This is a genomic window from Stenotrophomonas maltophilia group sp. SKK55 (assembly GCF_057179845.1).
The window spans coordinates 22,991-49,354 of the sequence record NZ_JBXUHP010000002.1 but is presented as its reverse complement, the minus strand read 5'-3'; the positions used below and the strand labels follow the sequence as shown (position 1 = coordinate 49,354).

General features: G+C 68.2%; 23 protein-coding genes. 12 read left to right on the top strand and 11 right to left on the bottom strand.

Annotated features, from left to right (window positions below; all coding sequences use genetic code 11):
* Positions 1-254 precede the first annotated feature (254 nt).
* The 4 genes from AC2A1N_RS01255 (at position 255) to AC2A1N_RS01240 (ending at position 3,909) form a co-directional block, all read left to right on the top strand.
* Positions 255-1,424: a class I SAM-dependent rRNA methyltransferase gene (locus AC2A1N_RS01255; RefSeq protein ID WP_049417152.1), complete on the top strand. Its 1,170-nt coding sequence runs from the start codon at positions 255-257 to the stop codon at positions 1,422-1,424.
* Between the two features lie 96 nt (positions 1,425-1,520).
* Positions 1,521-2,201: a helix-turn-helix transcriptional regulator gene (locus AC2A1N_RS01250; protein WP_061480426.1), complete on the top strand. Its 681-nt coding sequence runs from the start codon at positions 1,521-1,523 to the stop codon at positions 2,199-2,201.
* A gap of 59 nt (positions 2,202-2,260) precedes the next feature.
* Positions 2,261-2,563, top strand: a complete 303-nt coding sequence (locus AC2A1N_RS01245) for an antibiotic biosynthesis monooxygenase (RefSeq protein ID WP_061480425.1) — start codon at positions 2,261-2,263, stop codon at positions 2,561-2,563.
* 104 nt (positions 2,564-2,667) lie between these two features.
* The gene (locus tag AC2A1N_RS01240) at positions 2,668-3,909 is read left to right on the top strand and encodes a dipeptidase (RefSeq protein WP_242890275.1); all 1,242 of its coding nucleotides are present in this window, start codon (positions 2,668-2,670) and stop codon (positions 3,907-3,909) included.
* Positions 3,910-4,002: 93 nt separating this feature from the next.
* Here AC2A1N_RS01240 and AC2A1N_RS01235 read toward each other — a convergent pair whose 3' ends face one another.
* The 4 genes from AC2A1N_RS01235 to AC2A1N_RS01220 form a co-directional block, all read right to left on the bottom strand.
* Positions 4,003-5,430, bottom strand: coding sequence for an amino acid permease (locus tag AC2A1N_RS01235; protein ID WP_242890272.1), 1,428 nt, complete (start codon positions 5,428-5,430; stop codon positions 4,003-4,005).
* Positions 5,431-5,588: 158 nt separating this feature from the next.
* Entirely contained in the window at positions 5,589-6,008 is a 420-nt protein-coding gene (locus AC2A1N_RS01230) for a hypothetical protein (RefSeq protein WP_154351675.1), read from the bottom strand.
* The gene (leuE, locus tag AC2A1N_RS01225; RefSeq protein ID WP_049417162.1) at positions 6,005-6,634 is read right to left on the bottom strand and encodes a leucine efflux protein LeuE; all 630 of its coding nucleotides are present in this window, start codon (positions 6,632-6,634) and stop codon (positions 6,005-6,007) included. Before leuE ends, AC2A1N_RS01230 begins: the two co-directional genes overlap by 4 nt.
* Positions 6,635-6,648: 14 nt before the next feature.
* Entirely contained in the window at positions 6,649-7,620 is a 972-nt protein-coding gene (locus tag AC2A1N_RS01220) for a LysR family transcriptional regulator (RefSeq protein WP_082783374.1), read from the bottom strand.
* Between the two features lie 91 nt (positions 7,621-7,711).
* Between AC2A1N_RS01220 and AC2A1N_RS01215 the strand changes: the two genes are divergently transcribed.
* On the top strand, positions 7,712-8,719 hold the full coding sequence (locus tag AC2A1N_RS01215; RefSeq protein WP_061480421.1) for a zinc-binding alcohol dehydrogenase family protein: 1,008 nt from the start codon (positions 7,712-7,714) through the stop codon (positions 8,717-8,719).
* Between the two features lie 161 nt (positions 8,720-8,880).
* On the opposite strand, the gene AC2A1N_RS01210 is transcribed toward AC2A1N_RS01215, so the two are convergent.
* Positions 8,881-9,486, bottom strand: coding sequence for a glutathione S-transferase family protein (locus AC2A1N_RS01210; protein WP_061480420.1), 606 nt, complete (start codon positions 9,484-9,486; stop codon positions 8,881-8,883).
* A 45-nt stretch (positions 9,487-9,531) separates the two neighbouring features.
* Here AC2A1N_RS01210 and AC2A1N_RS01205 point away from each other — a divergent pair, with 45 nt between their 5' ends.
* The 3 genes from AC2A1N_RS01205 (at position 9,532) to AC2A1N_RS01195 (ending at position 12,225) form a co-directional block, all read left to right on the top strand.
* Positions 9,532-11,088, top strand: coding sequence for a DNA recombination protein RmuC (locus tag AC2A1N_RS01205; protein ID WP_061480419.1), 1,557 nt, complete (start codon positions 9,532-9,534; stop codon positions 11,086-11,088).
* Positions 11,089-11,159: 71 nt separating this feature from the next.
* Positions 11,160-11,555 carry a hypothetical protein gene (locus AC2A1N_RS01200; protein ID WP_061480418.1) on the top strand — a complete coding sequence of 132 codons (396 nt, stop codon included), beginning with the start codon at positions 11,160-11,162 and terminating at the stop codon, positions 11,553-11,555.
* A gap of 124 nt (positions 11,556-11,679) precedes the next feature.
* Complete coding sequence (locus AC2A1N_RS01195; RefSeq protein WP_061480417.1) at positions 11,680-12,225, top strand: glutathione peroxidase; 546 nt, start codon at positions 11,680-11,682, stop codon at positions 12,223-12,225.
* 85 nt (positions 12,226-12,310) lie between these two features.
* Here the strand turns inward: AC2A1N_RS01195 and AC2A1N_RS01190 are convergent, their stop codons facing one another.
* The 6 genes from AC2A1N_RS01190 to AC2A1N_RS01165 are packed head-to-tail and all read right to left on the bottom strand — an operon-like array spanning position 12,311 to position 16,395.
* Entirely contained in the window at positions 12,311-13,312 is a 1,002-nt protein-coding gene (locus tag AC2A1N_RS01190; protein ID WP_154351674.1) for an MlaA family lipoprotein, read from the bottom strand.
* A 1-nt stretch (position 13,313) separates the two neighbouring features.
* Positions 13,314-13,625 carry an STAS domain-containing protein gene (locus AC2A1N_RS01185; protein WP_049417176.1) on the bottom strand — a complete coding sequence of 104 codons (312 nt, stop codon included), beginning with the start codon at positions 13,623-13,625 and terminating at the stop codon, positions 13,314-13,316.
* Complete coding sequence (locus AC2A1N_RS01180; protein WP_061480753.1) at positions 13,615-14,277, bottom strand: MlaC/ttg2D family ABC transporter substrate-binding protein; 663 nt, start codon at positions 14,275-14,277, stop codon at positions 13,615-13,617. The genes AC2A1N_RS01185 and AC2A1N_RS01180 overlap by 11 nt, the downstream gene beginning before the upstream one ends.
* Positions 14,274-14,798, bottom strand: coding sequence for an outer membrane lipid asymmetry maintenance protein MlaD (gene mlaD / locus AC2A1N_RS01175; RefSeq protein WP_005411706.1), 525 nt, complete (start codon positions 14,796-14,798; stop codon positions 14,274-14,276). The genes AC2A1N_RS01180 and mlaD overlap by 4 nt, the downstream gene beginning before the upstream one ends.
* A 59-nt stretch (positions 14,799-14,857) precedes the next feature.
* A complete protein-coding gene (locus tag AC2A1N_RS01170) occupies positions 14,858-15,607 on the bottom strand; it encodes an MlaE family lipid ABC transporter permease subunit (protein WP_005414955.1) in 750 nt (249 codons plus the stop codon).
* Entirely contained in the window at positions 15,607-16,395 is a 789-nt protein-coding gene (locus AC2A1N_RS01165) for an ABC transporter ATP-binding protein (protein WP_061480752.1), read from the bottom strand. The genes AC2A1N_RS01170 and AC2A1N_RS01165 overlap by 1 nt, the downstream gene beginning before the upstream one ends.
* Before the next feature lie 192 nt (positions 16,396-16,587).
* Here AC2A1N_RS01165 and recC point away from each other — a divergent pair, with 192 nt between their 5' ends.
* The 4 genes from recC (at position 16,588) to AC2A1N_RS01145 (ending at position 26,144) form a co-directional block, all read left to right on the top strand.
* Positions 16,588-19,932 carry an exodeoxyribonuclease V subunit gamma gene (gene recC, locus AC2A1N_RS01160; protein WP_484371294.1) on the top strand — a complete coding sequence of 1,115 codons (3,345 nt, stop codon included), beginning with the start codon at positions 16,588-16,590 and terminating at the stop codon, positions 19,930-19,932.
* Positions 19,929-23,609, top strand: coding sequence for an exodeoxyribonuclease V subunit beta (recB, locus tag AC2A1N_RS01155; protein ID WP_231352415.1), 3,681 nt, complete (start codon positions 19,929-19,931; stop codon positions 23,607-23,609). The genes recC and recB overlap by 4 nt, the downstream gene beginning before the upstream one ends.
* Positions 23,606-25,486, top strand: a complete 1,881-nt coding sequence (recD, locus tag AC2A1N_RS01150; protein WP_242890269.1) for an exodeoxyribonuclease V subunit alpha — start codon at positions 23,606-23,608, stop codon at positions 25,484-25,486. The genes recB and recD overlap by 4 nt, the downstream gene beginning before the upstream one ends.
* Before the next feature lie 130 nt (positions 25,487-25,616).
* Complete coding sequence (locus AC2A1N_RS01145; RefSeq protein ID WP_061480708.1) at positions 25,617-26,144, top strand: hypothetical protein; 528 nt, start codon at positions 25,617-25,619, stop codon at positions 26,142-26,144.
* Positions 26,145-26,364 lie beyond the last annotated feature (220 nt).

The following is a 26,364-nucleotide window of genomic DNA, read 5'->3' as shown; positions in this document are numbered from 1 at the left end:
CCAGTCGGCTGGAACTGCCGTTGCACCGGAGCCTGCGGGCTCGAAATGACGGCGACAACGTCTGGGAGCTACTCCCCTTCTGGCGCCGATTCTGCGGCCTGGCCGGGCCGCCGTCAAATGCCCCTGCATTGGGGTCGAATCCCCAACGGGGCTCCGCGCCCCCGCTCTGGTAGATGCCCACCTTGGTTGGGATGCCGGCCCGGGTCAGAGCCCCTGCGGGAATCTGACCCCGGCGCCCGGTTTACAATGGGTGGATGAATACCCCCCTTCCGATTGTCCGCCTCAAGAATGCGTGGCGCTCCAGCCACCCGTGGATCTTCCAGAAACTGGTCGAGAAGCCGACCGTCCGGCCCAAGCCCGGTTCCATCGTCGACGTGGTCGGCATCGATGGCGAGTTCATTGGCCGCGGGTTCTACAACGGGCACTCGCGCATTGCCGTGCGCATCCTTGAAACCGACCAGAACGTACCGGTGGATGCCGGCTGGTTCTCGCGCAAGATCGCCCAGGCAGTGTCGCTGCGCCGTGAGGTGCTCAAGCTCGACGCGGTGTCCGACGCCTGGCGTGTCGTGCACAGCGAAGGTGACGGCCTGTCCGGCCTGGTCGTGGACCGCTACGGCGACCTGGTGGTGGTCGAGTTCTTCGCCGCCGGCATGTTCCGCCACCGCGAATGGATCTACGATGCGCTGCGCGAGCAGTTCCCCGGCTGCCGCTTCCACAGCTTCGCCGACGAGCACGTGCAGAAGCAGGAAAGCTTCGACTTCCACGGCAACACCACCACTGAAGCGTCGGTGATCACCGAGTACGGCATCAAGTTCCGCGCCGACCCGGCCGGTGCGCACAAGACCGGTTTCTTCGCCGACCAGCGCGAGAACCGTGAATGGCTGAGCCAGCAGGTGGAAGGCAAGAGTGTGCTCGACCTGTGCTGCAACACCGGCGGTTTTGCCGTATACGCGGCGGCGCGTGGTGCTTCGGAAGTGATCGGGATCGACATCGACGAGGACGTGATCCAGATCGCCAAGGGCAATTCGCGCCTGAACAACGTGCGCCCGAAGTTCATCCAGTCCGATATCTTCCCGTGGCTGCGCGACGCCGCCAACCGCGGTGAGCAGTACGACGTGGTGATCCTGGACCCGGCGAAGATGACCCGCGACCGCGACCAGGTCATCACCGCGCTGAAGAAGTACCTGGACATGAACAAGCTGGCGCTGGGCGTGGTCAAGCCGGGCGGCCTGTTCGCCACCTTCTCCTGCACCGGCCTGGTGGCCGAGGACCAGTTCCTCGACATGCTGCGCCGGGCGGCGTACTTCTCCGGCCGCACGATCCAGATCCTGAAGGTGGCCGGCGCTGGTCCGGACCATCCGTTCATGGCCCACGTGCAGGAATCGCGTTACCTGAAGGCCGTGTTCTGCCGCGTGGTGGATTGACCGCGGGACCGCCGATCTCTGTAGAGCCGAGCCCACGCTCGGCTGATCGGCCTGGCAGCCGAGCATGGGCTCGGCTCTACACAACCAAGACCGACCATGCGCAAAGCCGACCGCCTGTTCCAGCTGGTCAACCTGATCCGCGTGCGCCAGCCGGTGACCGCCGCCGTGCTGGCGGCGGAACTGGGCCTGTCGGTGCGCAGCATCTACCGCTACGTCGATGATCTGTCCGTGGCCGGCATCCCGCTCTATGGCGAGGCCGGTATCGGCTATCGCCTTGATCCCGGTTTCGAACTGCCGCCCCTGAGCCTGGATGCGGCAGAAGCCGAGGCACTGCAGCTGGCCGTGGAGATGCTGGCCTGCAGTGGCGCGGGCGACCTGCAACCTGCGGCGCGTTCGCTGCTGCACAAACTGCAGGCGGCCATGCCCACGCGTGCGACCAGCCCACGCACTGCCCGCGCGCTGCGTGCCATACCCGTTTCGCTGCCGTGCTGGCAGCCACTGCATACGGCTATCGCCGACGGCCGCAGTGTGCAGCTACGATATCGCACGTTGCAGGGCGCATCGAGCGAGCGGACCGTGCACCCGCTTGGCCTGTTCCACTGGGGCCAGCACTGGACACTGGGCAGCTGGTGCGCGCTGCGCCAGGACTACCGCGATTTCCGCCTGGACCAGATCGAAGCCCTCGCTGAAGCAGAGGGGCTGGACCTGCCGGCGCAGGTCGGTCTGGAAGCCTATCTGCGCCACCAACAGCGGGCCTGGGCGCTGCGCGGCCACTGACACCCCGCTGGCAGCAGGGGCTGCGCAGACTGCGCGCTCCTCCCACAAAGGGCATCTCCATGCACCCTGCTTCTTCCGTCCTCGAACTGGCCGTGTTCACCGTCAAACCGCACGCCCGTGCCGACATGCCGATGCTGCGTGAGCGGCTGCGCGCGGCCATCGCGCAGTTTCCCGGTCTGATCGACTACCAGCCGTTCTCGCCGATGGACGGCGACGACCGCTTCGTCGACATCGCGCACTGGCAGGACCTGGCCAGCGCGCAGGCGGCGGCACAGGCGTTCGCCGGTGGTGATGCGCGCTTTGCACCGTACATGGCCGCCATCGATGAGCTGCAGCTGATGCAGCACTTCCTGCCGGGTTGATCGACGCCTGGCACCCGTCTGTCAGTGCCGGGCTCATGCCCGGCCCTACAAAAAGGCCCGGCGCAGCGCTATGGTCGGGCTCTTCCCATTGCCGGTGAGAGCCCATGCCATCATTGCGCCACCTGTCCGTCGTGCTTGCCCTGGCGCTATGCGCGCCGCTGTCGGCTCATGCCATCGAGTTCAGCGCACAGGAACTGGCCCGCGCCAAGGCCCTGCAGCAGCGCCTGGTCACCCTCGACAGCCATCTGGATACGCCGGCAAATTTCGGCCGCAGCGGCTTCGACATCGAGCAGCGCCACGACCGCAACGCGCTCTCGCAGGTGGACTACCCGCGCATGGTCGAAGGCGCGCTGGACGGCGGTTTCTGGGCGATCTACACCGACCAGGGCGACCGCACCGCCGCCGCCCATCTGGCCGAGCGTGACCACGGCCTGCAGCGGCTGCTGGAGATCCGCGAGATGCTGGCGGCCAATCCCGAGCGCTTCGCACTGGCGCTGACCGCCGATGACGCGGCGCGGATCAAGGCTGCCGGCAAGCGCGTGGTCTACATCAGCATGGAAAATGCCAGCCCGCTGGTGGCCGACCCCAGCCTGCTTTCGTTCTACCACCGCGCCGGCCTGCGCCTGCTCAGCACCGTGCACTTCGCCAACAACGAGTTCGCCGATTCGGCCACCGATCCCAAGGGGGCCGAGTGGAAGGGCCTGAGCCCGGCCGGCAAGGAGCTGGTGCGGCAGGCGGTGAAGCTGGGCATCGTGATCGACCAGTCACATGCATCGGATGCGGTGTTCGACGATCTGCTGGCAATGATGCCGGTACCGTTCGTGCTGTCGCACAGCTCGGCCAAGGCGGTCTACGACCATCCGCGCAATCTTGATGACGCGCGGCTGCGCAGGCTGGCCAAGGCCGGCGGCGTGATCCAGGTGAACGCCTATGGCGGCTACCTGATTGACACCGCAAAGACGCCCGAGCGCAAGCAGGCCGAGGAAGCGCTGAGCAAGCAGCTGGGCGGCTGGGAAGGCATGGGCATCGAACAGGGCGTTGCCCTGCTGAAGGCCGAACAGGCGCTGGACCATGAGCATCCGGTGCGCCACGCCAGCCTGGACGACTTCTTCGCCCACTTCGAGCACATCCTCAAGGTGGTCGGGCCCGAGCACGTGGGCATTGGCCTGGACTGGGATGGCGGCGGTGGCCTGAGTGACCTGCCCGATGTCAGCCAGCTGCCGAAGATCACCGCGTGGCTGCTGCGCAAGGGCTATACCGAGAAGCAGATTGCCGGCATCTGGGGCGGCAACCTGCTGCGGGTGATGCGCCAGGCGCAGGATTACGCCGCAAAGCAGGGCGGTTGAAGCGCCCTGCGGTAGTGCCGGCCGCTGGCCGGCATTGCCCCTGTCAGGAGGATGCGGGTCGCCGGCCAGCGGCCGGCACTACCGGTGATCCGTCTACTTCGCGATCAGTGCGTGGCGGCGGCTGTACAGGAAGTACAACACCAGGCCGGCCACGTTCCACAGCAGGAAGTACAGCTGAGTGGTGTGCGGCAGGCTGATGAACAGGTAGATGCAGCCCAGTGCGGCCAGCGGGCCGACCACGAAAGCCACCGGCGTGCGGAAGGTGCGCTCGCGGTTCGGCTCGCGCAGGCGCAGCACCACCAGGCAGACACCCACTGCAGTGAACGCGGCCAGGGTGCCGGCATTGGCCAGCGCCGCGATCTCGTCCAGGCGCGCCACGCCGGCCAGCGCCGACACCACCACCGCGGTGAACAGCGTGGTCGCCACTGGCGTGCCGGTACGTGCGTTGACCTTGGACAGGCCACGCGGCAGCAGGCCATCGCGGCTCATCACGAAGAAGATGCGGCTCTGGCCGTACAGGAAGGCCAGCAGCACGGTCGGCAGCGCGATGATCGCGATCACGCCGATCACCATCGCTGCGGTCGATTGGCCCAGCTGGCGCATGATCAGCGCCAGCGGCTCGGCGCTGTGGCCGAACACCGCGTAGCTCATCGCACCCACCGCAGCCAGCGCCACCAGCACGTAGACGATGGTGCAGCCGATCATCGAACCGATGATGCCGATCGACAGGTCGCGGCCCGGGTTCTTGGTCTCCTCGGCGGCGGTGGAGATCGCATCGAAGCCGTAGAAGGCGAAGAAGATGATCGCTGCCGCCGCCATCACGCCGTGCTCGACGCCATCGGGGCCCATCGACTTGGCAAAGCCGTACGGCATGAACGGCTGCAGGTTGGCGCTGTCGAAGGCGGGCAGGGCCACGGCCACGAAGATGGCCAGCGCGATCAGCTTGAACACCACCAGGATGGCATTGAGGGTGGCGCTCTCCTTGGTGCCGGCCATCAGCATGCCGGCCACCAGCCAGGTGATGATGATCGCCGGCAGGTTGATCATGCCGCCTTCCACGTGCGGGCCGGCCGCCAGCCAGGCCGGCAGGTGCACGTTCCAGCCGAACTGGGTGTGCACCCATTCGAGGAAACCGACGAAGTAGCCGGACCAGCCCACCGCCACCGTGCTCACCACCAGCGAGTACTCCAGGATCAGGCTCCAGCCCACCACCCAGGCAAACACCTCGCCCAGCGCGCTGTAGCTGTAGGTGTAGGCACTGCCGGCGGCCGGCATCATCGTCGACAGCTCGGCGTAGGACAGCGCCGCACAGGCACAGACCGCACCGGCGATGGCGAAGGAGATCAGCACGGCGGGGCCGGCCAGGTTGGCACCCACGCCGATCAGCGTATAGATGCCGGTACCGACGATGGCACCGATGCCCAGCGCGATCAGGTGCGGCCAGCTGAGCGTCGGGATCAGACGCCTGCCGGCTTCGTGGACGGTGACGGAATCTAGGGACTTGCGCCGGAACAGGGACATGCAGGCCTCGGAAGGGGTGACTGGAAACGACAAGTTCCCGAGTGTGACCGAACGCAGCGCAGCATTACCACTGACGGGGGTCATGCATGGCGGGGCGCGCGCTGCGCCCCGGCCAGGCTGCCGGAATCGGCATAAAGGGCCGTCGGCCCGGTGCCGCCTCAGGGAGTGCTGGGCCAGTGGCAGCCGTCTTCCTGCCAGGCCTCGGGGTCATCGTGGAAGGCGGTGGTGCGGCCGTCGCGGGCGCGTTCGTAGCTCAGGTCCAGCACCAGCGCGCCCTGGGTGCTCAGCCGGTAGCGGCCGTTGACCCGTCCGTCGATGCGCTCTTCCCAGACGCTGTCGAACTGGTAGGGGCGATCCTCGGCCAGCACCGTGGTTTCCAGCGAAACCCGGCGCAACCGCAGGCGTTCGCGATGTCCGGCGTAGCGCACGTCGGACTGCCCGTCCTCCAGCCAGCGCCATTCCAGGTGGATGCTGCCGTTGCGACCGCCGGTCAGGCAGCGATGGTCCTGTACGGTGGCGCCAGAGGCGGTGCCGGCGAACAGCAGGGCCAGGCCGAGCAGCGGCAGCCGCCCGTTCATCCGTTCAGCCCCAACCGGATGCCGAACCCCACCAGGAACAGGCCGGCCACGCGGCGCAGCGCGTCGCTGATCCGCGGGTGCTGGATCAGCCGGCGACGGGCCAGGTTGCCCACGCCGATCAGCATCGAGCAGTAGGCGATGCTGACCACCAGGATGATGCCGGCCAGCGCCGCGAAGGTGGCGATGCCCTGATGTGCCTTGGGATCGATGAACAACGGCAGGAAGGCCATGTAGAACAGGATTGCCTTCGGGTTGAGCAGGCTGACCAGGATCGCCTGCTGGAAGTAGCGGCCCGGCTGCATGCGGATCGGGCCGGCATCACCGCCCTCGTGTTTCGGTGTGCGCAGCAGGCCGATGCCGACCCACACCAGGTAGGCCGCACCCAGGTACTGCACGGCGTGGAACACCAGCGGGTTGGCCTTGAGCAGCGCGGCCACGCCGGCCAGCGCGAGCCACATCAGGATCTGGTCGCCGACCAGCAGGCCGGCCAGTGCGGTGTAACCGCCGCGCACGCCACCACGGCCGGTGGCGGTCAGCAGGGTGAAGGTACCGGGGCCGGGCAGCGCGAGAAACACCAGCACGGCGACCAGAAACGTCCACAGGTCCTGGATGCCCATCCACGGCATGGCGGCGTTCTCTCTTACGGGGGGCCGCCATTGTCGGCCAGCGCCGGGACTGGCGACAGGGGGCCGGCAGGACCCTCGGGCATGCCAGACAGCAGAGGTTGCAGGTGCTGGCGCAGCTGCGCGTGCAGCTGCCGCACCGCCGGCGAGAACTGTTTGCGGTGCGGGCAGACCAGCTGCAACGGTATGTGGCTGCCGATGCCGTCGAGCAGCAGCTGCAGGCGTCCTGCGAGCACATCCTCGCGCAGGTCCAGCCAGGATTTGTAGGTGATGCCTTCGCCGGCCACCGCCCAGCGCCGCACCACATCGGCGTCATCGCAGACCAGCGGGCCGCGCACCGGAATCACGCTGCGGCGCCCGTCGACCTCGAACGACCAGCGATCATAGGCGCGGCCACTGAGCTGGTAGACCAGGCAATCATGCTCGCGCAGATCCTCCAGGCGCGTGGGCGTGCCGCGCTGCTGCAGATAGTCGGGTGACGCCGCGAGTACGCGCCGATTGCCTTCCAGCAGGGGCAGGGCCACGTAGTTGGCGTCGTCGAAGTGGCCGATGCGGATGGCCACGTCGACCGGGTCGCGGAACACGTCGGCCACTTCGTCGGACAGGCGCAGGTGCAGGCGCAGCCGGGGGTGCGCGGCGCGAAAGGCGCTCAGCCAGGGCAGCAGCAGATTTCGACCGAAGTCCGACGGCGCCGACAGCTGCAGGGTGCCGTGCAGTTCGGTGTCTTCGCCCTGCACGCGCGCCTGGCCCTCGCGCAGGGTGGCCAGCACCTCCTGCGCATACGGCAGGTACAGCGCCCCCTCGCCGGTCAGGCGCAGGCTGCGCGTGGTGCGCACGAACAGGCGCAGGTCCAGCTCGCGTTCCAGCCGCGCCACCGCCGCAGCAACCTGCCCCGGCAGCAGGTCGGCTTCGCGGGCCGCCTGCGAGAAGCTGCCCAGTGCGGCAGTACGGACGAACAGCTGCAGATCGTCGAAGCGGATCATCTTCATCGCCAGAGTGAAAGTGCTGCCCGATTCTGCGCCTTTCCGAGGGACCGCGTGCGGCGCAACCTGTCGCCTCCTTCCCCACTGGACCGCTGCCATGCGCGCCATTGCCTACACCCAAGCCGGCCTGCCGATCGATGACGCCCAGGCCCTGATCGACATTGAACTGGAACTGCCGCAGCCCGGCCCGCGTGACCTGCGGGTGGCGGTACGCGCGGTGGCGGTGAACCCGGTCGACACCAAGGTCCGCCGTGGCGTGGCCACCGACGGCCCGCGCGTGCTGGGCTGGGATGCGGTCGGCATTGTTGATGCGGTGGGCAGCGAGGTGACCCTGTTCCAGCCCGGCGACGCGGTCTACTATGCCGGCGTCATCGACCGCCCGGGCAGCAATGCGCAGTACCAGCTGGTGGACGAGCGCAGCGTCGGGCGCAAGCCGGCCAGTCTCGACGATGCCGCCGCCGCAGCGTTGCCACTGACTGCAATCACCGCCTGGGAGCTGCTGTTCGACCGCCTGCGCATCCCGCAGGGTGGTGGCGAAGGCCAGACCCTGCTGGTGATCGGTGCTGCCGGTGGTGTTGGTTCGATCCTGGTGCAGCTGGCACGGAAGCTGACCAGGCTGACCGTGATCGGCACCGCCTCGCGCCCGGATACCCAGGACTGGGCGTACGCAATGGGGGCACACCACGTGATCGACCACAGCCTGCCGCTGGCCGAGGGACTGGCGCGGCTCGGCATCAGCGAGGTGCAGCATGTCGCCAGCCTGACCCACTCCGACCAGTACTACGCGCAGATCGTCGAACTGCTGGCACCGCAGGGCCAACTGGGGCTGATCGATGACCCGGGCCAGATGGACGTGATGGCGCTCAAGCGCAAGGCACTGTCACTGCACTGGGAGTCGATGTTCACCCGGCCGCTGTACCGCACCGCCGACATGCAGCGCCAGCACGACCTGTTGAACCGTGTGGCCGAGCTGATCGATACGGGCGTGCTGCACACCACCCTGGGCGAGCACTTCGGGCGCATCGACGCGGCCAACCTGCGGCGTGCCCACGCGCTGCTGGAAAGCCAGCGCGCCAAGGGCAAGATCGTGCTGGAAGGCTGGTAACACCCGGTTTTTCCTGTAGAGCCGAGCCCACGCTCGGCTGCCGTCAGCGCACGCCGCTCAGCCGAGCATGGGCTCGGCTCTACAGAGATTCATCCACGAATGGCATGGATCCACCGTGTCGACCCAGGTCGACACCTGCTAACAGCGGCCGGCACCTCCCCTCAGGCCACACCGTTGTCGACGTGGGTGGCGAAACCGGGCTGCTCGCGCAGGCGTTCGAACCATGCTGCGAGGTGTGGCAGCGCCGGTTTACTGCCCGGCGTGCTGCGCCAGCGTTGGGCCGACAGCCCCAGCACGACATCAGCGAGGGTGAAGGCGTTGCCCGCCACGTAGCCGTTGGTGGCGGCCAGCTGTGCATCAAGCACAGCCATCAGCCGGTTCCACTGCGCCAGGCTGGCCTCGGCGCGGGCATCGTCCGGGTAGTCCGGATGCTGGCGCACGCGCGCCATGAACACGTGCCGCCAGGCGTTGTTGAGGTCGCTGGCCTGCCAGTCCATCCACTGCTCGACCTGGGCGCGGCCCTGCGCCGTACCGGGCAGCAGGTCATCACGGCCAGCACGTACGGCCAGGTAGCGGCAGATGCTGTTCGATTCCCACAGCACGAAGCCGCCATCGCGCAGGACCGGCACCTGCCGGTTCGGATTCAACGTGGCCAGCAGGTCCGCCGGTGGTTCTGGCTCGTGCTGGAGTGGCAGGTCGAGGCCGGCGCACAGCCACAGCACCTTGCGCACGTTGATGGAGGTCGGCTTTCCGTACAGAGCGAGCATGGTCCTGACGCAGCAGCTGAGACTCGGCCAGCCTACACTTGCCCCATGCAAACCGAATACCTGCTCATTGCCGGCCTTCTATTGGCCGTGCTCATCCTGCAGCTGGTCGCCCTGCTGCGCCGCCCGCCGCATGACCGCCTGGAACAGGCCGTGCGCGAGGAGGCGCGCGCCGGGCGCAGCGAACTGCGCGAACAGCTCGATGGCTTCGCCCGCGCGCTGACCGATCTGTCCACCCGCACCGATCAGCGCCTGGACCTGCTGCGCGAAGCGCTGGGCGAAGATGCCCGCAAAGCGCGCGCTGAAGTGGCCGACAGCCAGCAGCGCGGCGCAGCACTGATGGGGCAGCGGCTGCAGGAACTGCGCGGCCAGCTGGAGACCTTCGGCCAGCAGCAGGAGGCACGCATCCATGCGTTTGGCCAGCAGCTGCAGGAGCTCACTGCGCGCACCGATACCCAGCTCGGGGCGCTGCGCCAGACCCTGGTGGACGATGCACGCAAGGGCCGCGAGGAGGGCGCGCTGTCGCAGCAGCGCCTGACCGACAGTCTGGGCCTGCGCCTGCAGGAGCTGACCCAGCGCAACGAGCAGCGCATCGCCGAGATGCGTGCCACGCTGGAGGAACAGCTGCGCGCGCTGCAGAACGACAATGCGCAGAAGCTGGAGCAGATGCGCCACACCGTGGACGAGAAGCTGCAGTCGACGCTGGAAACGCGGCTGGGCAACTCCTTCAAGCTGGTTTCCGAGCGCCTGGAGCAGGTCCAGCGTGGCCTCGGCGAGATGCAGCAGCTGGCCACCGGCGTCGGCGACCTCAAGCGCGTGCTGACCAACGTCAAGAACCGCGGCAGCTGGGGCGAAGTGCAGCTGGAGAATATCCTCGAGCAGACACTCACCCAGGAGCAGTACGCGCGTGCGGTGAGGGTGCGTCCGGAGAGTGGCGAGATGGTCGATATCGCCGTGCGCCTGCCGGGCCGCAGCAGCGACGATACGCCGGTATGGCTGCCGATCGACTCCAAGTTCCCGCGCGAGGACTACGAGCGCCTGCTGGACGCACAGGAACAGGGCGATGCCGAAGGCGTGCGCCTGCAGGGCATCCAGCTGGAGCGCGCGGTGCGCGTGCAGGCCAAGTCGATCTGCGACAAGTACATCGTGCCACCGCACACCACGGACTTCGCGGTGATGTTCCTGCCCACCGAAGGCCTGTATGCCGAGGTGATCCGGCGCCCGGGCCTGGTTGACCTGCTGCAGCGCGAGCACCGTGTGGTGGTGGCCGGACCGACCACGGTCACTGCGTTGCTCAACAGCCTGCAGATGGGCTTTCGCACGCTGGCCATTGAAAAGCGATCCAGCGAAGTGTGGAGCCTGCTGGGTGCGGTCAAGAGCGAGTTCGGGAAGTTCGCCGGCATCCTGGAAAAGGCCGAGAAGCAGATCACTACCGTTGGCCGCAGCATCGGCGAGGCCAGCCGCAAGACCCGCACCATCGAACGCCGCCTGCGTGGCGTGGAGTCGCTGGCGTCCGAACAGGCGCAGTCGCTGCTCGGCGACCTGGCCGAGGGTGATGCGGTGGCCGAGGAGGAAGGCAGTGACGGCGAGGGCGATGAGGCCTGAGCCACGCTGACACGCCGCCTGCATCGCCGATGGGTATGCTGGCGGCCTGTCCGCTTCGACCAGGTACCGCCATGCGCCTGCCCCGCTTCACCAGCCTTGTCCTGACCGCGCTGCTCGCCGCCTGCGGCAGCGCGCCAACGACCGTGGGCACGACCACGCAGGCCGCCTCCAGCACCCCCGAAGCGGTCGAGGCCTACCGCGAAGCACGCGACGTCGACTGCCAGGCCGCCGGTGGCACCCTGCAGCGGCTCGGCCGGCTGCAGCGCGAGCAATGCGTGATTCCCTATGCCGACGCCGGCAAGGCCTGCAGCCGCAAAAGCGACTGCACGGGCCAGTGCCTGGCCGCAGGCGAGGCACTGGCCGGCGATGCGGCGTCCGGTACCTGCCAGCGTGATGCCAGCCAGAACTTCGGTTGCCGCCAGCGTATCGAGGACGGCAAGGCGCAGGGCATGATCTGCGTGGATTGAATCCTGCCTGTAGAGCCGAGCCCACGCTCGGCTGATGCCACAGCAGCCGAGCGTAGGCTCGGCTCTACAACTGCGCGCGCGGCGCTATGCTGGTGGGCCATTCCCGCCGTAGCCGGAGCCCCGCGTGAGCACCCCGATCCAGGACATTCCCCTCACCACCATCGACGGCCAGCCGTCCTCGCTTGCCGACTACCAGGGCAAGGTGCTGCTGCTGGTCAACGTCGCCTCCAAGTGCGGCCTGACCCCGCAGTACGAAGGCCTGCAGGCGCTGTATGCGGAAAAGCATGCGCAGGGCCTGGAAGTGCTGGGCTTCCCCGCCAACAACTTCCTTGGCCAGGAGCCGGGCAGCGAGGCCGAGATCCAGCAGTTCTGCCAGCTCACCTACGATGTCAGTTTCCCGATGTTCTCCAAGATCAGCGTGGCTGGCGAGGACACCCACCCGCTGTACCAGCAGCTGACCGCCGCGCAGCCGCAGTCGATCGGCGAAGGCCCGCTGCGCGAGCGCCTGGCCAGCAAGGAGATCCCGATCCATCCGGCACCGGCGGTGCTGTGGAACTTCGAGAAGTTCCTGGTCGGCCGTGATGGCAAGGTGATTGCACGCTTTGCCCCGGACGTGGCGGCCGATGACGTGCGCCTGCGCGACGCCATCGAGGCCGCGCTGGTGGCCTGAGCAAAGCGTGCCAATCCGGGTTGGCACCTGCCGGAAAAGAAAAACCCCGCCGAGGCGGGGTTTTTTCATGCACGGGTTGCAGCGATCAGTTGCTCCAGTTCGGCATCGGCATCGCATCCACGGGGATCGGCGAATTGGCATCGTCATGGCCGCGGTCGCGCTTGCTGCGCAGGTCGTTCTCGATCTGGTAGTTGCGGCGCTGCATCCACGCGTCGCGCACCAGCGAGTACTCGTCCACGGCGGTGTCGCGCAGATCGTCGATCGCCAGCAGCTGCGCGCGGGTGTCGACCAGCTGCAGGCCCTGCAGGCCGATGCGGACCTTGTCTTCCTCGATGCGGCGGATCGGCGACAACGGGATGTCACCGGCCAGGCCGAACACATCGCGCACGGTACGCGGGCCGAAGAACGGCAGTTCCACGTAGCGCGAACGACGCCAGCCCCAGGCACCCAGGGTCTGGCCGAAATCTTCATTGCGACGCGGCACCATCGCTTTGCTGGCCGGATCGAACAGGCCACCGATGCCCAGCGTGCTGTTCATCAGGAAGCGGCCGAGGCTGTCCCACGCATCGGCACCGCGGCCCTGCAGCAGCTGGTTGGTGATGGTCACCGGTGCGCGCAGGTTGCTGAAGAAGTTGCTGACGCCGGTACGCGCGAAGCGCGGCACCACGTGGGTGTAGGCCGTGGCCAGCGGGCGGGCGATGCCACGGTCGACCGCGTTGTTGAACTTGTGCACCTTGCGGTTGAACGGTTCCCACGGGTCATAGGCGGCCGCACTGCCGGTGTTGCTGGCACCACCGTACAGGGCATCGAAATCATCATCACCGCCCGGTGCAGTGGCCGCGGCGGTCTTGGCCGCATCGGCATCGGCACTGGTTGCGGGCGGGGTCGGCGCCGCAGCGGTGGCGATCGGCGGGCTGTCCACCGGGGCCACCTCGGTCACGCCGGTGTCGGCGGGCGCCGCTTCGGCGGGAGCGCCGGCCGCGACCACGGTGCTGGCGACCGGTGCGTCGCTGCGCGCGGGCTTGCCGGCACAGGCGGTCAGGGCGATGGCCAGGAGGATCAGGGGGAAAGTGCGTACGACGTTCATGTCAGCTCGCAGCAGAAGTAGCGTTGAAGTCCAGGTCGGGCGACAGCCGGTAGGCCGCGCTCAGCTCGTTGAAGCCGGCCGGCGCGCCGGAAATGGCCAGCGCATGGCCCGCCTTGCGTGCCCGGGAGGCCAGTTCGGCCAGCAGGGCCAGGCCGGCGCTGTCCACGCGCTCGACCTCGCCCAGCTCCAGCCGCGCCAGCTTGGCTGGCAGGGCCTGCAGTTGCGGCCACAGTGCAATCACCGCGGCACGGTCGAGCACCCCGCGCAGGCGCAGGGTGTCGCCTTCCAGCAGCGCCAGTGCGTTACTTGCCATTGCCCGCCGGCCCGGCCTGCATGCTGCCGCTGTGCAGCTCGCTGGCCACCTGCTTGATGCCCTTCTGGCGCAAGGGCGTATCGAACTGGTTGCGGAAGGTCTGCACGTAGGAAATGCCTTCGATGTTGACGTCGAAGATCTTCCACTGGCCGTTCACGTTGCGCATCCAGTACTCGACCGGGGTCGGTTCGTTGCCGGCGCGCACCAGTTCGGTGCTGACGCGCACGCCACGGTTGCCCGGCAGCGGGCTTTCACCCTTCAGGCGGAAGCTCGGCTTGCCCTGGATGTTGAGCAGGGTCGAACCGTAGCGCTGCATCAGGCTGTCGGCCATCGCATCGGCGAACAGTTTGATGTCGGCGTCGGAGGCGCCGCGGGCGTGCGGGCCCAGCACCAGGCGTGCCGCATAGTCGCGGTCAAAGGTGCGGTTCAGTTCGCTGTCGATGTAGCTGCGCAGGCTGGCCGGGTTGCTGCTGAACTCGCTGCGGCGCTGCTGCAGCGTGGTGAGAATGCGCGTGCTGGCATCGATCACCACCTTGCCGGCCTGGCCCTGCGCTGCGGCAGCGGCGGGGGCGGCGGCCTGGGCCTGGGCAAGGAACGGGGTGGCCATCAGCAGCGCCGAGGCGAGCAGGGCGGGGATCAGTTTCATTTTCATGGTTGCGGTTCCGTTGCAGGCGCCTGCGCGCCATCGTTGGGCTTCTGAGCAGCGCCGCCACCGGCGCCGCCACTGAACATGTACTTGCCGACCAGCTGGATCAGGTCCACCGCCGGCTGGGTGAAGACGATCTCGTCACCGGCCTTCAGCACGTCCGGGTCACCGCCCGGCTGCAGACCGATATAGCTCTCGCCGAGCAAACCACTGGTGAAGATGCCCGCCGAGGTGTCCGCCGGCAGGTCCTTGACCTTGCTGTCCATGCGCAGGGTCACAATGGATTCGAACTTCACCGGATCCAGGTCGATCGAGGCGACCTGGCCGACGGTGACGCCGCCGATCTTCACCGGCGCCTGCTTGCGCAGCTGGCCGACCTGGGAGAAGCGCGCCTTCAGCTCGTAGCCCTGGCTGCCCCAGCTCCAGCGCTGGTTGGTCGAGGCCACGGCCAGCACCATCAGCGAGGCCAGGGCCAGCAGCAGGAATGCGCCAACAGAGAATTCGAGTCTGGGACCGCGGATGGCCATGTGGATTACCTGATCGAGTCGTGGTGGCCGCGCGCGCCTGCGCACCGCCGGTGGAGGGGTTAGGTGAACAACATTGCCGACAGCACGAAGTTGAACATCAGCACCAGCAGCGAGGCATTGACCACCGCGCGGGTGGTCGCCACCGAGGTGCCCTCGATGGTCGGCTCGGCGTGGAAACCAACATAGGCGGCGACCAGCGCTGCGGTGCCGCCGAAGATCGCCGACTTCAGCATCGCCACGCCGAAGTCATCCCAGAAATCGACGCTGTTGCGCAGTGCCGACCAGAACACGCCATTGTCCAGGCCCAGCACATGCACCGCTTCGAAGTAGCTGGCGCTGATCGCCAGCGAGCAGAAGATGCCGGTCAGCAGTGGCACGGTCAGCACCGCCGCCCAGAAGCGCGGTGCGACGGCTTTGGCCACCGGGTCGATCGCCATCAGCTCCAGTGCCTTGATCTGGTCGGTGGCGCGCATCAGGCCCAGTTCGGCGGCGATCGAGCTGCCGGCGCGGCCGATGAACAGCAGCGCGGTCAGCACCGGCGCCAGTTCCCGGTACAGCGACAGGCCGAGCAGGGTCGACAGCGCGTCGGCCGCACCGAAGGTGGTCAGCGTGCGGTAGCCCTGCAGGGTCAGCACCAGGCCGACGAAGGCACCACCGACGGCGATGATCGGCAGCGAGCGTGCGCCGATCTTGTAGATCTCGCGGGTCAGCTCGGCCAGGAAATCACGGGTCGGCAGCGAACCACGCAGCACGGTCAGCGAGAACAGGCCGGCGCGACCCAGCGAGCGGGTGGCTTGGACGAACGGCATCAGGCGACCCTCGCGCGCGGCGCGGCATCGAACGGAATGGGGCCATCGGGCTGGCCGTGCAGGAACTGCCGCAGCAGCGGGTCCTGGCTGGACTGCAGCGCCTCGGGCGTGCCCTGGAACACGATGCCGCCATTGGCGATGGCGATCACCTGGTCGCAGATCGGCAGGGTCTCGTGCACGTGGTGGCTGACAATGATGCTGGTCAGGCCCAGGCTGTGGTTGAGGCGCTGGATCAGGCTCATGATCACGCCGGAGGCGATCGGGTCCAGCCCGGTCAGCGGCTCGTCGTAGATCATCAGTGGCGGATCCAGTGCCAGCGCGCGGGCCAGCGCGACGCGGCGCGCCATGCCGCCGGACAGTTCGCGCGGCCAGGCATCGGCAGCGGCCAGCAGACCCACGGCATGCAGCTTCATTTCCACCAGGCGGCGCAGCACGGCGGTCGGCAGGCGGGTATGCGCGCGCAGCGGCAGCGCGACGTTTTCGGCGACGGTCAGATCGGTCAGCAGGCCGTTGCCCTGCAGCAGAACACCCACGCTCTTGCGCATTTCCAGCAGCGCGCCGCTGTCATGCGGGATCGGCTTGCCGAACAGGGTGACCTCGCCGGCGACCGGACGCAGTTCGCCGGTCAGTGCCGCCAGCAGGGTGGACTTGCCACTGCCGGACGGGCCCAGCACGGCCGTGATGCTGCCCTTGGGCACCTGCAGCGACACGTCGCGCAGGATCGTGCGCCCGCTCCGGTCGATGCGGACGTTGGATAACTGCACCAGACTGGAGGTGGAAGCCGACATGGGCACCATTAACGTTTTTTAGACATCGAAGGATCGGGCCCATCGGCTGAACATAAGCAGACTGGACGGTCCAGTATTGTGGCACGGCATGACCCTTGCCAGGCCGGGACAATCGGCTGGCAGCGCGGAACAATCCGTACCGGCGATGGGCGGGCCATTGAATACTGCCTGCCGTGCTGCACACTGTGCACGATGAGTGACCCGGGCAGCGATTTCCGCCTCTACCATTCCAACTCCCTGGACGTGCTGGCTGCGCTGCTGGCGCGCAACGTGCGTGAGCCTGTTCCGGGCCAGCCGTTGCTCGCGCCGGAGGTGGTGCTGATCCCGCAGGTGGCGATGCGGCGTTGGCTGCAAGCGACACTCGCTGCCGAATATGGCGTGGCCGCCAACCTCGAGTTCCTGACCCCGGGCGAGTTCGTTGCCCGTGCACTCAATGCCAATGTGCCGGGCGAACGCGACGACCTGGACGCGGCGGGCCTGCACTGGAAGCTGTACCACGCACTGCGCGACCCGGCGCTGCTGGCGCAGCCACCGATGCGCGCGCTGCAGTCCTATCTTGCCGGCGGCGACGCCCTGAAGCCGTGGGCACTGGCCGGTGAACTGGCGTCGGTGTTCGAGAAGTACCAGGCCTGGCGCCGCGACTGGTTGCTGCGCTGGGAGGCCGGCGCCGACCCGGCTGACCCGCAGGCGATCCTCTGGCGCACCATCGCCCATGGCCGCGACTACCGCGCGCGCCGCATCCAGGCGTACCTGGATCGCTTCGAGGGCGCCGGCCAGCCGCTGCCACAGGGCCTGCCACCGCGCATGTCCGCGTTCGCGACGCTCAACATCTCGCCCGACGTGCTGCGGGTGATGGCCACCCAGGCGCGGGTGGGCGAGCTGCACTTCTATATGCCCACTCCGGTGCAGTCGTACTGGGGTGACCTGCAGACGCTGGCCGAGCGCCTGCGCAGCGGCGCACCCGATCCCTTCGGTGAAGCGGCTGGTGAGAACCGCCTGCTGGAAGCCTGGGGTGCGGCCGGCCGCGACTTCATGGCGGTGCTGGGCAGCTACGAGGTGGTGCACCCGGCCGGCGAGATTGCCGCGTACTCGGATCCGGAAGAAGACACCCGGCCGACCCTTGACGAAGGCGGCCTGTCCGACAGCCTGCTGCATCGCCTGCAGCGCGATCTGTTCCACCGCCGCGCACTGCCCTCGGGCGAGCTGCGCGATGGGCTGCGCAGCGACGACCCCAGCCTGCAGGTGCATGCCTGCCACACCCGGCTGCGCGAGCTGCAGGTGCTGCACGACCAGTTGCGCAGCCTGCTGCAGGACCCGCGCTTCGACCCGCCGCTGCAGGCGCGCGAGATCGCGGTGCTGGCGCCGGACATCGATCCCTATGTGCCGTACCTGGAGGCGGTGTTCGGCGGCCGCGGCGGCGAGGAGGAGCATATTCCCTACGCGCTGGCCGACAGCAGCCCACTGGCAGGAGAGCCGCTGGCCGATGTGTTCGTGCACCTGCTGGGCCTGCCGGTCTCGCGTTTCGGCCTGAACGAGGTGCTGGACCTGCTCGCCAGCGCGCCGCTGGCCGAAGCGGCCGGGCTGGAAGCAGTGGACTTCGATCGCCTGCATGGCTGGCTGCAGCAGGCCGGCGCACGCTGGGGCCTGGATGCGAAGCACCGCAACCAGCACCAGGCGCCGGCCGACGACGCCTACACCTGGCAGTTCGCACTGGACCGCCTGGTGCTCGGTCACGCCACCGGCAGCGAGGCGGACCTGGCCGGCGTGGCGCCGTGGATCGAGCTGGAAGGCGGCGCGCTGGAAGCACTGGACCGGCTGCTGCGGCTGCTGCGCGTGCTGGCGGTCTACCAGCGTCGCCTCGGCGAGCTGCTGACCCCGGCGCAGTGGCGGCAACGGCTGCTGTCGCTGCTGGACGCGCTGCTGCCGACCGCGCCCAGCTCGCCCAACAGCCAGCGTGCCCTCGAGCGCCTGCGCAAGCTGCTGAATCAGTTCGCCGACGATGCCGCCAAGGCCGGGTTCGAAGACGGCGTGCCGCCTGAGGTGGTGCGTTCGCACTTCGCCGGTGTACTGGGTGAGGCCGATACGCGCGCGCCGCTGCTGACCGGTGGCATCAGTTTCGGCCGCATGGTGCCGATGCGCCTGCTGCCGTTCCGGGTGATCTGCGTGCTCGGTCTCAATGATGGCGATTTCCCGCGTCGTGACCCGGCCGCGGGCCTCAACCAGCTCACCGCCGAGCTGGACACGCCACGCCGCCGCCCGGGCGATCGCTCCACCCGCGAAGACGACCGCTTCCTGTTCCTGCAGCTGTTCGCCGCCGCGCAGGAGGTGTTCTACCTCAGCTACCTCGGCGCCGATCCACGCGATGGCAGCGTGCGTGAGCCGTCGGTGCTGGTCAGTGAACTGATCGATGCCGCCGCCGCGTATCACCTCGATCCGCCTGCGGCGGTCCGCGACTTTACCGTGCGCCATGCACTGCAGCCGTTCTCACCGGCGGCGTTCGGAGAGGGGGATCCACGCCGCTTCAGCTATCGGCGGCAATGGCATCCCGCTGCCGGCCGCCTCACCGGCCAGCGTGGGGGCCTGCAGCCGTGGTTCGATGCCCCGCTGCCGCCGCCGCCCGACGATGCCGTGGAAGACGAGCTCGCGCTCGACACCCTGCGCCGCTTCCTGTGCGACCCGGCCGGGCAGTTCCTCGCACAGTCGATGGGCCTGCGCCTGGCCGACGATGCCGGGGAAGTTGATGACCTGGAACCGCTGGTGCTGTCATCGCGCGGCCCGGAAAAGCGCAGCGTGCAGGCGGCGGTGGTGCGCGCCACGCTCAGTGGCGATACCGAACCGTTGTACCCGCGGCTGCGCGCGCGTGGCCTGCTGCCGTCCGGTCCATTGGGCCAGCGCCAGTTCGAGGTGGAGCAGTTGAAGACTCGCCCGTATGCCAGTGCGTTGCTGGGCTGGATGCAGGGCGAGCCGCTGGAAAGCCGTCGCTACGAAGTGGACATCGATGGCGTGCGCCTGCACGGCCGCGTGGCCGATCGGCATCCCGAAGGCCTGGTGCGGCTGCGTGCTGGCACGCTCAATGGCAATGTAGTGATCCGCCAGGGCCTGGACTGGCTGCTGGCCAACGCCGCCGGCGACGCACTGCCCCTTGTGCAGTTCCACGATGGCGGCGACGCCGGTCCCGGCCCGCATGTACTGCCGGCACTGAGCGCGCCTGCTGCACGCGCGGCGCTGCGCGCGCTGCTGCAGTTGCGCCAGCGCGGCCTGCGTGAGCCGCTGCGCTTTGCCCCGTATACGGGCTGGGCGCTGTACAACGCGCCGGCAGAGAAACAGCGCAGCGAGGGCTGGAAGCAGTGGCACGGCAGCGACCGCAGCTGGGGTGAATCCAGCAGCGACGCCTGGCAGCTGCTGCTGCGGGGTGCCGACCCGTTCGCCTCCGATGCCAGTTATGCCGACCTGCTGCGCAACAGCCAGGTGGTCTTCAGCGCGGTGCGCGAAGGCCGCACCCTCGGCGCCGCAACGCGCCAGGAGGGCAGCGCATGAGCCCCGCCTTCATCGATGAGCGAGCCCAGTGCATGGCGGTCGATCCCTATCTGGCCCTGCCGCTGGATGGCATCCGCCTGATCGAAGCCAGCGCCGGTACCGGCAAGACCTTCACCCTGGCTACGCTGTTTACCCGCCTGGTGGTAGAGCAGGGCCTGCGCATCGGACAGATCCTGGCGGTGACCTTCACCGATGCGGCTACCCAGGAACTGCGCAAGCGCATCCGCGAGCGCCTGGCGCTGGCGGCGCGACTGGTCGATCTGGAAGCGGTCGAAGGCGAAGCACCGGACGTGCGGCTGACCCGCGAGGTGCTGCAGCGCCATCTGCAGGGAGGTACCGAGCGCGCCGCCGCACTGAAGCGCCGCCTGCAGGTCGCCGCCGATGAGATCGACCTTGCGTCCATCTTCACCATCCATGGCTTCTGCACCCGCGTGCTGCGCGAGCATGCGCTGGAGAGCGGCCACACCTTTGATCCGCCGGAGCTGCTGGCCAGCGACCGTGAGTTGCTGGAAGCGCTCGCGGCCGACCTGTGGCGGGTACATGCCAATGACCCGGCCACGCTGGAACCGCTGACCTGGCTGTGGTCCACCCCGGACGCACTGGCCGCCGATCTGCGCGCGCTGCTGGCCGCGCCGCCGCTGCACCCGTTGCCACAGGCGGTGGCGCTGCCCGATCCGCAGGCCGCCCTGCAGGGTGTTGCCGAAGAGCTGTCCGCAAGCGTGCGCGAGCATGGCGAGCAGTTCTTCATCGACCTCTGCGATGCGGTCGACAACAAATGGATCAACGGCGTGTCGTACAAGCTGGGCTGGCTGCACCCGCTGGGCCGGCAACTGCTGGGCTGGGCCGAGCGCGCCGACCCGCGCGAGCTGCTGACCAGCGAGCGCCTGCCGGCACTGCTGCCGGAGGCGCTGGCAGCCAAGACCAACAAGAAATTCGCCGAGCGCACGCCATCGTCGCCATTGCAGGCGCCGTTGGCCCGCTATGTCGCGCTTCTGGCCGAACGCGATGCCTGGCTGCGTGCCACCGCGTTGAACTTCCTGCACGTGCTTCGCGACGAAGCCAGACAGCGCCTGCAGGCGCTGAAGCGCACCCGCCGGGTGCAGACCTACGACGATCTGATCGATGGCGTGGCACTGGCCCTGGAAGGCCCGCAGCGGCTGGCATTGGTCAAGCAGCTGCGCGCGCAGTACCGCATCGCGCTGGTCGATGAGTTCCAGGATACCGACGACCGTCAGTGGGGCATTTTCCACACCGTGTTCGGCGATTCACCGGAAGTGCGCGAGCTCGGCCTGGCACCGGCGCTGTTCCTGATCGGCGATCCCAAGCAGGCGATCTACGGTTTCCGTGGCGGTGATATCCACACTTACCTGAAGGCCAAGCGGGCGGCGCAACAGGCGCCGGTGCTTGACCAGAACTTCCGCTCGCGACCGGCCGTGCTGCGCGCGCTGCAGGCGCTGTACGACAACGGTGGCGAAGACGCCTTCCTCGAGCGTGACATCCAGTTCGAGCCGGTGCGGCCCGGTGGCGTGCGCAGCGATGCGGACTACCAGCGCGACGGCCATGCCGCCCCGGCACTCACCCTGCGCGTGCTGCGAAGTGGCGGTGACAAGGCGATGAGTGCCGATGCCTCGCGCGAAGCAGCGACCCAGGCCTGTGTGGCGGCGATCCACCAGATCCTGGTCGCGGCGCGCGCCGGCAATGCGGTGCTGCGTGGGCGCCCGGTACAGCCGGGTGACATCGCGGTGCTGGTGCGCTCGCATCGTGAGGCCACGCTGGTGCAGCGCGCGCTGGCCGCGGTCGGCATTCCTGCCGTGGCAGCGGGCAAGCAGAGTCTGTTCGCCACCAGCGAAGCGCGTGATCTGCGTGCACTGCTGCTGGCGCTGCTGCAGCCGGCTGACGAGGGCCGCCTGCGCGCGGCGCTGGCCACGGTGCTGCTCGGCCAGCGCGCCAGTGCGATCGCGGCGATGGAGCACGAGGGCGACCTGCAACGCGGGTTCCAGGCGCAGCTCCTGCATTGGCGCGAGCGCTGGCAGCGCGGCGGCCCGTTCGCGGTGATCGCCGACGTCTGCGCCGCGCAGGGCGAACGCCTGCTGGCCCTGATCGATGGCGAGCGCCGCCTGACCAACTACCTGCAGCTGGGCGAACTGCTGCAGGAGGCCTCGGCGCAGGCGCTGGGCATGCACGGCCTGCTGGACTGGCTGCAGGGCCAGATGGCCAGCGCCGACCAGGATGACGAGCAGCAGCTGCTGCGCCTGGAATCGGATGCGCGCCGCGTGCAGATCATCACCCTGCACAAGAGCAAGGGCCTGGAGTACCCGCTGGTGTTCCTGCCCTTCGTGGGCATCGACGGCGGTGCGCCCAACACCGCCTCGCACTGCACGGTGCATGTGGGCGGCCAGCGCCAGCTGCACTGGAAGCTGGGCAAGGACGAGGCCTGGGAAGCGGCCACTGCGCAGCGCGAGCGCGAGCAGCGTGCCGAGGATGCGCGCCTGCTGTATGTCGGCCTGACCCGCGCCGAGCACGCGCTGTGGATCGCCGTGGGTGATCTGGCCGGGCTCGGCAGGACGCGGCTGGCACCGCTGCTGGGTGACCTGCAGGCGCTGCGCGCGCATGCCGATGTGTGCATCGATGACAGTGAGGTACCGGCTGCGCTGCCGCAGCTGGCGGCCGAAGTGGAAGGGGATCTTCCGGCGGTGCGTGCACTGACCCGGCGCGTTCCGCACGACTGGTGGGTGTACAGCTTCACCCAGCTGGCCCACGCCGATGCCGGCGCGGGCAGTGACATCGAAGCCGCTGCCACCGCGCTGCCGGCGCCGGCAGCCGACGAACCCACCGGCCCGGAGCTGCCGCTGGAACCGGCACTGCCGGAAGCCGCCGCGGTGGCCGAGGACAGCGCGCCGCTCGACTCGCGTTTCATGGGCAGCCGCTTCGGCAACGTGCTGCACGAGGCAATGGAAAACGTCGACTTCGCCGCATGGGCTGACTGGCAACCAGGCCGGGAAGCTCCCGAGGGCCAGGTCGAGGTGCTGCGCAAGGCGCTGCACGATGAGGGCTATGCCGACGTCGATCTGGACGATGGCGTAGCGGTGCTGGTGCCGCTGGTGGGCCACACGCTGACCGTACCGCTGCCCGAAGGCGGTGCGCTGTACAGCCTCGGTGAAGGCGAGCGCCGCGCCGAAATCGACTTCCATTTCGCCATCGAGGCGACCACCGTGCCGGCGCTGCTGCAGGTGCTGCATGCGCACGGTGTTTCCAGTGGCCGCCGCGGCTTCGGCCAGCGCCGCCGCCTGGAGGGGCTGATGACCGGCATGATCGACCTGACCTACGTGCGTGATGGCCGGTGGTACGTGCTCGACTACAAGTCCAACCGCCTGCCCGGCTACAGCCCGGACCTGCTGGCCATTGCCATGCGCCACAGCGAATACGATCTGCAGGCGCTGATCTACACCGTGGCCCTGCATCGCTGGCTGCGCTTCCGCCTGGGCGCCGCCTACGACTACGAGCGCGACATGGGCGGCATCCGTTACCTGTTCTGCCGCGGCCTGGATGGCACGGGCAATGGCGTGCACGTGGATCGTTTCCCGTTCGCGCTGGTGGATGCACTCGACGCGCTGTTCGCCGGCGGCGAGCAGGCCCAGGCCCAGCTCGCCGCGCGTGCCCGAGGAGCCAGCGCATGAACCTGCTGAAGGAACTGCACCAGAAGGGCCTGCTGCGCACCCTCGACCATGCATTGGCGACCAGCCTGCAGCGGCTGCGCGACGACACGCCCGACAGTGTGGCACTGGCGGCGGCGCTGGCTTCGCTGGCGGTGTCGCAGGGCCACGCCGCGTTCGATCCGGCACAACCGCAGCGGTTGCTGGAAGGCGTGCCCGAGTGGCCCGCCGCGCAGGCCTGGCTGGCGCAGCTGCGCGCATCGCCCTGGGTGGCGACGCCGGAGCAGGCTGACGCCATCGCCGGGGATGCCCCCTTGGTGCTGGAGAACGGCCTGCTCTACCTGCGCCGCTACCGCGAGTACGAGCGCCAGTTGGCCACCGGTCTGCAGCGCATCGGCCGGCATCCGCTGCCGGCGCCGGACATGGCAGCGTTGGCGCCGTTGTTCGCGCAGCTGTTCGCGCACGCATCGCGCGGTGAAGATCACCAGGCACGCGCAGCCGGCGTGACGCTGCGCCATCCGCTGGCGCTGGTCACCGGCGGCCCCGGCACAGGCAAGACCACCACCATCGCACGCCTGTTGCTGCTGCTGGCCGCGCAGGCCCGGCACGCCGGCCAGCCGCTGCCCGAGGTGGCGTTGGCCGCGCCGACCGGTCGCGCTGCCGAGCGCATGGCCGAGAGCCTTCGCGTAGCCGTGCAACGTCTGCAGGAACAAGGAGTGGATGCGACGCTGTGCGCGGCATTGCCCAGTACCGGCACCACCCTCCATCGCCTGCTCGGCGTGATTCCCGATTCACCGCGCTTCCGCCACCACGCTGATAATCCACTGCCGGTGGATGTGGTGGTGGTCGACGAAGCGTCGATGATCGATCTGCCGATGATGGCCAAGCTGGTCGATGCGATTGCCAGCGGCACCCGCCTGATCCTGCTCGGCGACCCCGATCAGTTGCCGTCGGTCGAAGCCGGTGATGTGCTCAGCGCGATCCTGCGCGCCAGCGGTGATGGCATCGGCACCCGCGCCGACGATGCGCTGGCGCTGCATGGCCTGCTGGCACCGGCCACCTTGCAGCCGCAGGCCGCACCACGCGCCTTCGCCGGCCGTCGCGTACAGCTGCAACGCGGCTACCGGCAGAGTGATGCGCTGGACCTGGCACCGCTGGCGCATGCCGTGCGTGAAGGCGACAGCGGCACCGCGCTGCAGCTGCTGCGCAGTGGTGAACTGGCCGGCGTGCACTTCCACGAAGGCGAAGCCGATCCATTGCGCGGTCAGCGCGAGCATCTGCTCGGCCACTGGCGCGCGCTGGCCGAGGCCGCTGATCCGGTAAGTGCCCTGCAGCAGGCCGGGCGCCTGCGCGTGCTGACCGCGCTACGCGAAGGCCCGCAAGGTGCGCGTGGGCTCAACAGCCGCATCGAACAGCTGCTGGCCGGCAACACCCCGGGCTACTTCCAGGGCCGCCTGCTGCTGGTCACCGAGAACAGCTACCGGCACCGCCTGTTCAACGGTGATATCGGCATCTGCCTGCGCGATGGCAGCGGCGCGATGGTGGCCTGGTTCCCCGGCGATACCGTCGAGCAGCCACGCGCCTTCCACCCGGCCGCGTTGCCCACGCACGAAAGCGCGTTCGCGATGACCGTACACAAGGCACAGGGCTCGGAGTTCGACGAAGTGTGGTTGCAGCTGCCACGCCAGGACAGCCGCGTGCTGTCACGCGAACTGGTCTACACCGGCCTGACCCGCGCCCGCCAGGTACTGCATGTGGCCTGCAGCGCCGACGTGCTGCAGGCCGCACTGAAGCGGCACGCCAGCCGCTTGGGCGGCCTGGCCTGGCGGTTGGGTGCGGAAGACGTGGTTGAAGCACCAACGCGTGTCGAACAGCCCACGGTGCAGGGCACCTTGTTCTGAATCGGGGTCGGATCCCGTTCCCATCGGGAAAGGGCTCTGACCCCATCGCCCCGATGTCGCATTTGCCGTTTGATGACGCCGTTGGCGCTACCTATCCTGCGTTGCTATTCCACGACACAGGAACCGGCACATGGCCCTTATGGCTCTGGATGACCCACGATGGGCCGAACTGCAGCATGCCTATGGCGCTGCGGATGACATTCCGGAGCTGCTGGCCAATCTCAGTATCCCGAAAAACGAAAGATCCGAAGACGATCCGATCGAGGACACCTGGCACGAGTTGTGGAGCAGCCTGTGCCATCAAGGGGACGTCTACAGCGCTTCGTTTGCGGCGGTGCCGCATATTGTTGATGCGCTTCTGCAGCAGCCAGAGCTCCTGATGTTCGACTTCGTTGGGCTGCCGATCACAATCGAGATCGAGCGAAGGGAAGCTGATATCGAGCTCCCTGAATTTCTGGAGCCGCACTACTCAGAATCGCTTCAGTGCCTCGCGCGCTTTGCTGCCAGCGTAATCCTGGACACGCATGACAGAAGCATGAGTTCAGCGTTGCTGACAACGCTTGCGCTGGCCCACGGCAATACCGGCGTCGCACGCATGCTTGGGCAGATAACCGCTTACGAAGCGGATGAAGCGGTTGATCTGTTCCTCAATCGCTAGCCAGAAGCAGTCGAGCATGGCTCGACTCTACAAAAGCGTACTTCGATCATTCCGACGTTCATCCACGCATGGCGTGGATCTACCGTGTCGACCAAGGTCGACACCCACAAGAGCAGAACGCCGTGCCGACAGATCGCAGGAAACTGTCGAAGGCGGGGTGGGTCCGGTTGCGGGGGCGTGAGCCGCATGGGCCCGAGGCATGCCTCGGGCGGGTTGGGCA